The 10,905-nt window shown below is 49.2% G+C and carries 11 protein-coding genes; 10 read left to right on the top strand and 1 reads right to left on the bottom strand.

What is annotated here, in order from left to right; translation table 11 throughout:
* On the bottom strand, positions 1–720 hold a 720-nt coding region (locus tag SHK35_RS07800; protein WP_318709335.1), incomplete at its 3' end, for a BadF/BadG/BcrA/BcrD ATPase family protein.
* 233 nt (positions 721–953) lie between these two features.
* On the opposite strand from SHK35_RS07800, the gene SHK35_RS07795 reads away from it, so the two are divergent.
* From SHK35_RS07795 to SHK35_RS07750, 10 genes are all read left to right on the top strand, one after another.
* The gene (locus tag SHK35_RS07795) at positions 954–1,817 is read left to right on the top strand and encodes a hypothetical protein (RefSeq protein ID WP_318709334.1); all 864 of its coding nucleotides are present in this window, start codon (positions 954–956) and stop codon (positions 1,815–1,817) included.
* Positions 1,818–1,842: 25 nt separating this feature from the next.
* On the top strand, positions 1,843–2,586 hold the full coding sequence (locus SHK35_RS07790; protein WP_318709333.1) for a sigma-70 domain-containing protein: 744 nt from the start codon (positions 1,843–1,845) through the stop codon (positions 2,584–2,586).
* A gap of 45 nt (positions 2,587–2,631) precedes the next feature.
* Positions 2,632–3,051, top strand: a complete 420-nt coding sequence (locus SHK35_RS07785) for a hypothetical protein (RefSeq protein ID WP_318704057.1) — start codon at positions 2,632–2,634, stop codon at positions 3,049–3,051.
* Positions 3,052–3,087: 36 nt separating this feature from the next.
* Entirely contained in the window at positions 3,088–6,003 is a 2,916-nt protein-coding gene (locus SHK35_RS07780) for an insulinase family protein (RefSeq protein WP_318709332.1), read from the top strand.
* 64 nt (positions 6,004–6,067) lie between these two features.
* Positions 6,068–7,090, top strand: coding sequence for a DUF4349 domain-containing protein (locus SHK35_RS07775; protein ID WP_318709331.1), 1,023 nt, complete (start codon positions 6,068–6,070; stop codon positions 7,088–7,090).
* Positions 7,083–8,000: a GTPase Era gene (era, locus tag SHK35_RS07770; protein ID WP_318704049.1), complete on the top strand. Its 918-nt coding sequence runs from the start codon at positions 7,083–7,085 to the stop codon at positions 7,998–8,000. The genes SHK35_RS07775 and era overlap by 8 nt, the downstream gene beginning before the upstream one ends.
* Before the next feature lie 55 nt (positions 8,001–8,055).
* Positions 8,056–8,238, top strand: a complete 183-nt coding sequence (locus SHK35_RS07765) for a hypothetical protein (protein ID WP_318704048.1) — start codon at positions 8,056–8,058, stop codon at positions 8,236–8,238.
* Positions 8,177–8,827: a DNA repair protein RecO gene (recO, locus tag SHK35_RS07760; RefSeq protein WP_318709330.1), complete on the top strand. Its 651-nt coding sequence runs from the start codon at positions 8,177–8,179 to the stop codon at positions 8,825–8,827. Before SHK35_RS07765 ends, recO begins: the two co-directional genes overlap by 62 nt.
* A 72-nt stretch (positions 8,828–8,899) precedes the next feature.
* Complete coding sequence (locus SHK35_RS07755; protein ID WP_318709328.1) at positions 8,900–9,469, top strand: hypothetical protein; 570 nt, start codon at positions 8,900–8,902, stop codon at positions 9,467–9,469.
* 40 nt (positions 9,470–9,509) lie between these two features.
* Positions 9,510–10,898 carry a glycine--tRNA ligase gene (locus SHK35_RS07750; RefSeq protein ID WP_318704041.1) on the top strand — a complete coding sequence of 463 codons (1,389 nt, stop codon included), beginning with the start codon at positions 9,510–9,512 and terminating at the stop codon, positions 10,896–10,898.
* The last annotated feature ends 7 nt before the right edge of the window (positions 10,899–10,905 follow it).

The raw sequence follows: 10,905 nt of genomic DNA, 5'->3' as shown, positions 1-10,905 counted from the left end.
CTCATCCAGATTCAGGGTGCGGATAAAGGCAGCCTTTAGCTGGGGCAGAAAGTGAAGGGGGCCTCCTAAAAAGGCTACATGTCCCCTGATGGGCTTGCCGCAGGCAAGACCGCTGATGGTCTGGTTTACCACTGCCTGAAAAATAGAGGCAGCCAGATCCTCCTTGGTGGCGCCGTCGTTGATCAGGGGCTGGATGTCGGACTTGGCAAACACGCCGCATCTGGCCGCAATAGTATACAGGGATTGGTAATTTTCCGCGTATTCGTTCAGACCGGCGGCGTCTGTCTGCAAAAGAGAAGCCATCTGGTCGATAAAGGAGCCGGTTCCTCCGGCGCAGATGCCGTTCATACGCTGTTCTACGTTTCCGCCTTCAAAATAAATAATTTTTGCATCCTCGCCGCCCAGCTCTATGGCTACATCGGTTTTTGGGGCAAGCTCCTGCAGGGAGGATGCCACCGCGATGACCTCCTGGGTAAAGGGCACTTCCAGATGATTTGCCAGGGTAAGCCCTCCGGAGCCGGTGATCATGGGATGCAGGGTGAGATTACCCAGCTTGTCATAGGCATCCTTTAAAAGAGAGGATAAAGTTTCGCGAATATTTGCATAATGTCTTTTGTAATCGGAAAAAAGAATTTTATGGTTTTCATCCAAAAGGGCAATCTTGACGGTAGTGGAACCAATGTCAATGCCAAGAGCTGCCGCTGCGTTTTTTGTGTTCATATAACCGCGTCCTTCCTAATTGATTGGTGAATGGGCCAATGAATTTGCAAGTTGCATCTGGTATTATACGACACATATCGACAAAATGCAACGAGACTGAGAAATGAAAGTTTTATAAACTTGGTTTACTTATGGGAGACGGAATGTTAAAATAGAGCAGGACTGTTTGAACAATATATTCCTCTGCCAGGCGAAAAATGCGGAGGGATTTTTAAAAGAAATAGACGGAGGAAATGCGGCGGATGAGCAATTTTGAAAAAAAATTTGGCAGATATGCCATACCCAATATTTCACTGGTGTTGATTTTATGCTATGTGGCAGGATATATTATCAACCTGATTAACGGCAGCTTTCTTACTTATCTGACACTCAACCCTTATGAAATCCTTTTTCATGGACAGATCTGGAGGCTTGTGACCTGGATAATCGTTCCGCCCAGCTCCTTGGACCCCTTTACCATCATTATGCTTTTGTTCTATTATAATATAGGAACCTCTCTGGAGCGGACCTGGGGTACTTACCGGTATAATGTGTATCTGTTCATGGGTATGCTGTTTACTGTGATTGGCAGCTTCCTGTGCATGGGCTATTACTATTTGGTTACCGGCGGTATGGACAGCGTGGTTGCTTCCCTTTTGTTTACCCAGGGCTCCTTTATGTTCAGCACCTATTACATCAACATGTCCATATTTTTGGCCTTTGCCGCCACCTTCCCCAATGTGCAGGTGCTTCTCATGTTTGTGATCCCCATCAAGGTAAAATGGATGGGAATTGTGTATATTGTCATGATGGTATGGGAGTTTATCGCCAGCGGCAATCTTTTCTCACGGATGGCTATCGGAGCGTCTCTGTTGAATTTTATCGTATTTTATGCGCGCACCAAAAACAGGATTCATATGACTCCAAAACAGATAAAACGCAGGGCGGCCTTCAAGCAGGAGGTAAAACGAAACGTCAAGGCTACGGGGCACCGCTGCGCCATCTGCGGCCGCACGGAGGCAGATGATCCCACATTGGAATTCCGCTTCTGCTCCAAATGCAACGGTAATTACGAGTACTGCCAATACCACCTTTTTACCCATGAGCATGTGAAGTAGACAGAAAGATAGATAAGGAGACTGTATGGACAGGGAAGTAGTATTTGCAAAAACGCTGGAGCAGATAAAAAAGCTGGCGGGAGAACAGGGCGGCTTTATACAGGAGGAGCAGGTGAGGGACGCCTTCGCAGAGCTTTCTTTGGAGGAGGAGCAGCTGCAGCTGGTTTTTGATTACCTGAAAAAGCACCGGATCGGCATCGGGGAGCCGGTTGATCCGGAGGAATATCTTACTGAGGAGGAACGGGATTTTCTGCAGGGCTATCTGGAGGAAATCGAAATGCTTTCCCAGTGCAGCCAGGGAGAGAAGCATGCCATAACCCTTTCTGCCATGGCCGGAGATATTTCGGCCAAAAAGAGGCTGATGGAAATTTATTTAAATGACGTGGCACAGATAGCCAGACTTTACGCGGGACAAGGGGTTTATCTGGAGGATTTGATCGGAGAGGGGAATGTGGCGCTCACCATTGGAGTGGAACTGCTGGGAAGCTTAGAGGAGCCGAAGGAGGCCCAGGGAATGCTCTCCAGTATGATTATGAGAGCCATGGAAGAATTTATCCAGGAAAATGCAGCCCAGGAGAAAATGGACCGGCGGATTTTGGAAAAGGTAAATCTTGTGACAGAGAAAGCGAAAGAGCTGTCCCAGGCGTTATGCCGGAAGGTGACAAAGGAAGAGCTGGCCCAGGAGACGGGCATGTCCTTAAAAAGCATTCAGGACGCGCTTCGCATGAGCGGCTTTCAGATCGAATATATTGAGAATACGCAGCCATAAGGGAACTGCGAAAGGGACCGGCTTTGTGGCTGGCATGGAGATGAGATGAAACAGACAATTTACGAGGACAATAAATACAGTATGCAGGATGTGGGCAATCTGTATATAGGGACAAAATATACGCTGGGAGAAATTGTGGATACGGAGGAGCTTCCCTTTAAATTCCGGCTGCTGGTAGAGCGATATATTCTCCCGGAGGCCCACCCGGAGGATACGCTAGAGAGCAATCTGTATTACCTGGATTCCAAAAGCTTTTTGCTAAAGATATATAAACAGATGAAGGCCCGGGTGAAAATCAACATTCTTGAGGAGAAAAAGAGCCTGACGGGCAAGCCGGGGAAACGGTATGTAACGCGGACCTTGAGCGTGGAAGCACTGGCCGGGATACCTGCCTCGGAGAAGGAAAAACAGGGTGTGGTGGTGCAGGAGCTGATCCTGAGCAAGCTTGCTTTGGCATCATTTTAAAGGAATTGTCCCAAAAGGCGGGCAGGAGGTATATGTGTGAGAGTAGAAGAGTTATCCAGCTATGAAATATTAGAGAAAAGAGAAAGTAAGGATATCAACAGTCTGTGCTTTTTGTGCAGGCATAAAAAAACAGGAGCAAAAGTGGTCCTGATTTCCAATGACGATGAAAACAAGGTGTTTTACGCAGGCTTCCGCACACCTCCCAAAGACTCCACCGGGGCAGCCCACATTCTGGAGCATTCTGTCTTGTGCGGCTCAAAGGAATTTCCTGTGAAGGATCCCTTTGTGGAGCTTGTGAAGGGCTCCTTAAATACCTTTTTGAATGCAATGACTTATCCGGATAAGACCATATATCCCGTTGCAAGCTGTAACGATGCGGATTTTCAGAATCTGATGCACGTTTATCTGGATGCGGTGTTTTATCCAAATATTTATGAGAAAGAGGCTGTTTTCTGCCAGGAGGGATGGCATTATGAGCTTTCTGAGGAAGGGGAGCTGTCCTTAAACGGTGTGGTGTACAATGAGATGAAGGGGGCCTTTTCCTCCCCGGATGACGTGCTGGAGCGGGAAATGATGCGTTCTCTCTACCCGCACACGGTTTACGCCTGGGAGTCGGGAGGAGACCCGCAGGTAATCCCGGAGCTTACCTATGAGGAGTTTCTTGCCTTCCACAAAAAATATTATCACCCATCCAACTGCTACATTTATCTCTATGGCAATATGGATATGGCAGAGAAGCTTATGTTTATCGATGAGCATTATCTTTCTGCCTTTGACGAAAAAGAGATTGATTCTTCCATTGGAGAGGAGCCTGCCTTTACACAGCAGAACCGGGTGGTGCGGGAATATCCCTTAAATGAAGAGGAGGATGAGGAGGACAATACCTATCTTTCCTTTAATGTGTCCGTGGGAGACAGCCTGGACAAGGAGCTGTATGTGGCCTTCCAGATATTGGATTATGCCCTTTGCTCCGCTCCGGGAGCGCCTTTAAAGAAAAAGCTCACCGATCTGAAGGTGGGAAAGGATGTCTACAGCATCTATGAGAACGGCATCCGTCAGCCCTATTTCAGCATAGTGGCAAAGGGAACCTCCCTGAATAAGGAGAAGCTGTTCTTGGATACCATTAAACAGGAGCTGGAGAGGCTTGTAAGAGAGGGCTTCGATAAAAAGGCCCTGCTTGCGGGCATCAATTATTATGAGTTTAAGTACAGGGAAGCGGATTTTGGCTCCTATCCCAAGGGCTTGATGTATGGACTGCAGATTATGGACAGCTGGCTTTATGATGAGACGAAGCCCTTTCTCCACATTGAGGCCCTGGATACCTTTGGAGAACTGAAAAGGAAGGTATCCGAGGGGTATTTTGAAGCTCTCACAGACAAGTATCTTTTGCGCAATCCCCATACCTCGGTGGTGATCTTAAAGCCTCATAAGGGTCTGGCAGCCATACAGGAGGAGGAAAACAAGAAAAAGCTTGAGGATATTTTGGAAAAAATGACGCCGGAAGAGCGTGCACAGGTAAAGGACAGGCAGGAGCTTCTTTTGCAGTTTCAGGAAACACCGGACAGTCCGGAGGATCTGCAGAAGATTCCTCTGCTGACCAGGAAGGATTTAAAAAAGGAAGCAAATGCTCTGGTCAATGAGGAACGACTTCTGGGGGATACCAGACTTTTGTATCACCCTGTTTTTACAAACGGTATCGGCTATCTGCGCCTGATCTTTTTTGTGAAGGATATTCCCAGAGAATATTTTCCGTATATTGGCGTGCTGAAGGGCTGCCTTGGGCTTTTGAATACAGAGCACTATCAGTATGGAGATTTGTTTAACGAGATGAATCTGGTGACAGGAGGGATGGCCGCGGTAAACAACGTTTATGCAAATGTGGAGGACTCAGACCGTTTCAGCGTCACCCTTGAGCTGAAAACGAAGGCTCTGTATGAAAATCTGGGCAAAGCAGTGGAGCTGATGCAGGAGATTCTCTTCACCAGTGATTTTTCGGATACCAAAAGGCTTTATGAAATTCTTGCAGAGGGAAAATCCAGAATGCAGGCCCAGATGATTTCCGCGGGCCACAGTGTGGCAGTGGGCCGGGCCCTGGCTGGCGCAAGTGTATCAGGCGCTGTGGGAGAGGTGCTGTCGGGAATTTCCTTTTACCGGCTGATCAGCCGACTGGAAACGCATTTTGAGGAGGAAAAAGAGCGGCTTACGGAGTGCCTTGCCCAGCTGGCCAGAATGATTTTCCGAAAGGAAAACCTGATGGTTGACTTTGTGGGAGAGGAGGAAGCCCTCAAGGAGCTTACAGAGCCCATTGGGGCGCTGGAGGAGCGGCTTTATGCTTGCCCCGTCCAAAGGGAGGCTTATGTGCCAGAGCTGATAAAAAGAAAGGAAGGCTTCCTAACCTCAGGACAGGTGCAGTATGTGTGCAGGGCCGGAAATTTCCGCAAGAAGGGACTGCCCTATCACGGAGCGCTGCGGGTGCTTAAGGTAATGCTGGGCTATGAATATCTGTGGGTGAACGTGAGAGTGAAGGGAGGCGCCTACGGGTGCATGTGCGGCTTTGGCAGATCCGGGGACAGCTATTTTGTATCCTACAGAGACCCCAATCTGGAAAAGACCCTTCAGATTTACGAGGAGGCCCCGGAGGCTATTTCTCAGTTTTCCGCAGATGAACGGACTATGACCCAGTATGTGATCGGAGCGGTCAGCGATCTGGATGTGCCCATGAATCCGGCTGCAAAGGGACTTTATTCCTTAAGCGCCTATATGACGGGCCTGACCCAGGAAATGCTGCAGAGGGAGCGGGATGAGCTGCTTGCGGCAGAGCCGGAAACCATGAGGAGCCTTGCGAAGCAGGTGAAGGCCTTTTTGAATGAGGAGCTTCTCTGTGTGGTGGGAAGCGCCGGTAAAATAAAGGAAGCACAGGAAAAATTTGATGTGGTTGAGAACCTTTTATGAGGGATTTCGTCTTAGTTTTTGAAAGGAAATTTATTTCACAGATTAAGAAACGGAGGGTAAGATTATGAGAGGGTTAAGCAAAGGCAACTGCAGAAAAGTATTAGCGGCGTTTTTAGGAGGGCTGCTGCTCTTAGGGCTTTCAGGCTGTGGAGCGGCGTCCTCATCCGGGGAAAAGATGGCCGCGGACTCTATGATGACCCAGTCTTCAAACGGGGATTTCTCCTATGGCACGGAAGCTGGCATTGGTGCGGAAGCTGGCATGGAGGAGGCCGTTACGGAGGCGGCAGCGGAGAGCTTTACACAGACTGATGAAGGCGGCGGGAATCTTTCGGCGGAAGCATATCTGGAGAGCCGTAAGCTGATCAAGACGGTGGACATGGATGTGGAGACCAGGGAATTTGACCAGGTTCTAAAGACCTTGGAGGATCAGGTGGCTTCTCTGGGGGGATACATAGAGAGTATGAACACCTATAACGGCAGCAGCTATTCCTCCTACCAGGGGACCAGAAATGCGGATATGACCGCCCGCATTCCGGCAGAGAGACTGGATGACTTTTTGAATACGGTCTCCGAAGTCTCCAATGTGGTCCGCCGCTCCGATAACGTGGAGGATGTGACCTTAACCTATGTGGATTTGGAGAGCCGCAGGGATGCCCTGTCCACCGAACAGGACAGACTGCTGGCGCTTATGGAACGGGCGGAGACCGTAGAAGATATCATTACCATAGAATCCCGTCTGTCTGAGGTCAGATACGAGCTGGAGAGCATGGAGTCCCAGCTGAGAACCTATGACAATCGCGTGGATTACAGCACCGTATATCTGAATATCAACGAGGTGGAGGTGCTTACGCCGGTGGAGGAAGAAGGCGTCTGGGAACGGATTGGGAACGGCTTTATGACCAGCATAAAAAATATCGGCCGGGGATTTCGGGAATTCTTCGTGGGCTTTTTGATCAACCTTCCCTATCTGGCTTTGACGGCTGTTTTTGTGCTGCTTGTGATATTCATTGCAGTCAAATGCAGTAAGAGACAAAAAAAACGAAGTGCGCAGGAAAAAGCGCAGGGAAGCGAGGAAAAACATGAGTGAGGCCGACGCATACAAATCGGGCTTTGCAGCCCTGATCGGCAGACCAAACGTGGGCAAGTCCACCTTAATGAATCAGCTGATTGGACAAAAAATTGCCATCACCTCAAATAAGCCACAGACCACCAGAAACCGGATTCAGACAGTGCTGACCCTTCCCCAGGGGCAGATCGTGTTTCTGGATACGCCGGGGATACACAAGGCGAAAAATAAGCTGGGCGATTATATGGTGAATGTAGCACAGCGTACCTTGAATGAGGTGGATGTGATTTTGTGGCTGGTGGAGCCCACAAACTATATTGGAGCGGGAGAGCGTCATATCATCGAGCAGCTGAAGCGTACGAAAACGCCGGTGATTTTGGTGATCAATAAGGTGGATACCGTAAAAAGGGCGGAGATACTTTCCTTTATCGACACCTACAGAAAGGAATTTGATTTTCAGGAGATTGTGCCTGTCTCCGCCCTTAAGGGCGACAATACGGATACGCTGGTGCAGTGTATTTTGCAGTATCTTCCTTACGGAGATGCCTTTTATGACGAGGACACCATTACGGATCAGCCCATGCGCCAGATTGTGTCGGAGCTGATCCGGGAAAAGGCGCTCAGACTGCTTTCCGAGGAAATTCCCCACGGGATTGCCGTGAGTATTGAAAGCATGAAAAAGCGCGGAAAAATCTGGGATATAGAAGCGACTATCGTCTGTGAAAAGGACTCCCACAAGGGCATTGTTATTGGAAAAGGCGGGCAGATGCTGAAAAAAATCGGCTCTGCGGCCCGCCCGGAGATAGAGGACCTGCTTCAGGGAAAGGCAAATCTGCAGCTTTGGGTCAAAGTGAAAAAGGACTGGAGGGACAGCGACTTTCTTCTGAAAAATTTTGGATATCACCCAAAAGATGCCTCGGGCGGCGAATAGAAAAAATGCAAAATGCGAACCCTAACATTAGAACAAGGTCAGGGGGAAGCAGAAGATGCAGACATTAAATTACTGGAAGCAATTTTTAAATACCGGCAGAATAGAGGATTATTTATCCTACGTAAACAAAGACAGACCCCATGAGGGAGAAAGCGGACAGTCGGGAGAGAAGCCTTATGCGGGAAATGATATGCGTGACAGGAATGATATTGAAACAAACGCCTATTGGAGAGTATGATAGGCGTATTTGTTTGCTGACAAAAGAAATGGGGAAGATATCTGCTTTTGCCAGAGGGGTCAGAAAACCGGGAAGCAGACTTGCGGCTGCTGTTATCCCCTTTTCCTTCGGAAGGTTTCAGCTGTATCCCGGGAAAAGCTCCTACCATCTGGCGGAAGCGGAGATTCAGAATTATTTTGAAACGCTGCGCACAGATTTCGAAGGGGCCTGCTATGGGATGTATTTTGCGGAGGTGGCAGATTATTATGCCAGGGAGAACAATGACGAGAGAGAGCTGTTAAAGCTTTTATACCAGTCCCTGAGAGCGCTGTGCGCGCCCAGCCTGCCCAATCCCCTGGTTCGATGTGTTTTTGAGCTGAAGGCCATTGCAGTGAACGGGGAATATCCCGGGCCGCCCCGGGACAGACAGCTGCGGGAGGGCACCTTATATGCGCTTCAATACATAGTGGACAGTCCTGTGGAAAAGCTTTATACGTTCACGGTGACAAAAGAGGTTTTTGAGGAGCTTTCCCAGGTGGCCGATGCGTACAGAAAACGTTTTACGGACCGGGAATTTAAAAGCCTTGAAATCCTGAAAACTCTTTGTTGAAAAAGTGATTTAAGTTGGGTATAATGTAATTTGTTATGATGAATGCCTGAATGGTAAAGATGAGGAGATTGTATGAATAAAAGAAACTGGACGGCAGTCTGTGCTTTCCTCTGCGCGCTGCTTTTGACCGGCTGCGGGCAGGCAAAGGTGCCGGATGTGGTGGATACGCCTTCTCTGGCGGTAGATAAGGATGGCACGGTTACCTCTTATCTGGTGGACGTGTTTGACAAAGAGTATTACAACATTGACGGGCTTGCCGCAATGGTGTCGGAAGAGGCTGCGGCTTACAATGCACAGAAACAGAGCGGGGAGACAGAGCCTGTTTTCGTGGAGAAGGTGGAGGAGCTTGAGGACGGCAGCGGCAAGGTGGTTGTGGTATTAAAATATGACAGCACAGACACCTTTTCAGATTACAATAACGGCGTCCTGTTTTACGGCACCATAGCCCAGGCACAGGAAGAGGGCTATGAGCTGGAAGCGGCGGATGCTGAGGATGGACAGTATGTTTTGATCACGGATCAGAAGGTGAAGCTGTACTGTCCCCGAAAGGCAGTCCGGGCAGGCGGAGGCGCTGTCCTGGAAGAGGATGGCAGCGTGGACGCCTCGGCGGCTGAGGACATGGCATATGTGTTTATGAAATAAATGCGATAAGGCGGCAAAACGCTTTGAAATGGAGGATGTTATGGAAAAAACAATGGAAAAAATCGTGGCGCTGGCCAAGTCAAGAGGATTTGTGTATCCGGGCTCCGAGATTTACGGAGGACTTGCCAACACCTGGGATTACGGCAACCTGGGAGTGGAGCTGAAAAATAATGTAAAGAGGGCATGGTGGCAGAAATTTATTCAGGAAAATCCCTATAACGTAGGGGTGGACTGCGCCATCCTGATGAATCCCCAGACCTGGGTGGCCAGCGGCCATCTGGGCGGCTTTTCCGATCCCTTGATGGACTGCAGGGAGTGTCATGAGCGTTTCCGGGCGGATAAGCTGATTGAGGACTTCTGTGAGGAGAAGGGGATTGCCCTTTCAGAGAGTGTAGACGGTTGGAGCCAGGAGAAAATGAAAGCCTTTGTGGAGGAGCATGAGATTCCCTGTCCCAGCTGCGGAAAGCATAACTTTACCGATATCCGGCAGTTTAACCTGATGTTTAAGACCTTCCAGGGCGTGACGGAGGACGCCAAAAATACGGTGTACCTGAGACCTGAGACGGCTCAGGGCATATTTGTGAATTTTAAAAATGTGCTGCGGACCTCCCGTAAGAAGGTGCCCTTCGGCATTGGACAGATCGGCAAGTCCTTCCGAAATGAGATTACGCCCGGAAATTTCACCTTCCGTACCAGAGAATTTGAACAGATGGAGCTGGAATTTTTCTGCCAGCCCGGAACAGACCTGGAGTGGTTCCAGTACTGGAGGAGCTTTTGCATCAACTGGCTTAAGAGCCTGGGGATGAAGGATGAGGAAATGCGGGCAAGAGACCATTCTCCCGAGGAGCTTTCCTTTTACAGCAAGGCCACCACGGACATTGAATTTCTGTTCCCCTTTGGCTGGGGAGAGCTTTGGGGCATTGCCGACAGAACGGATTACGATCTTTCGAGGCATGCGGAAACCTCGGGTGAGGATTTGTCTTACTTTGACGATGAGAAAAAGGAAAAATATATTCCTTATGTGATTGAGCCCTCTTTGGGAGCAGACAGGGTAGTGCTGGCGTTTTTGTGCGCGGCGTATGATGAGGAGGAGCTTGAGGGAGGAGATATGCGCACGGTGCTCAGATTCCACCCGGCCCTCGCACCGGTGAAGATCGGTGTGCTGCCTTTGAGCAAAAAGCTGAATGAGGGCGCAGAAAAGATTTATACGGCCCTTTCTAAAAAGTATAATTGTGAATTTGACGACAGAGGGAATATCGGAAAGAGATACCGTCGTCAGGATGAGATCGGCACGCCCTTCTGCGTTACCTATGATTTTGATTCGGAGACGGACGGCAGGGTGACGGTGCGTTTCCGTGATTCCATGGAGCAGGAGCGGGTTGCGATTGCGGATTTGGACGCATATTTTGCGGATAAATTCACATTTTAGCTGATGG

This window comes from Candidatus Acetatifactor stercoripullorum, from assembly GCF_944382095.1.
GTDB classification, from domain to species: Bacteria; Bacillota; Clostridia; order Lachnospirales; family Lachnospiraceae; genus Acetatifactor; species Acetatifactor stercoripullorum.
This window is presented reverse-complemented; position numbering and strand designations above follow the sequence as displayed.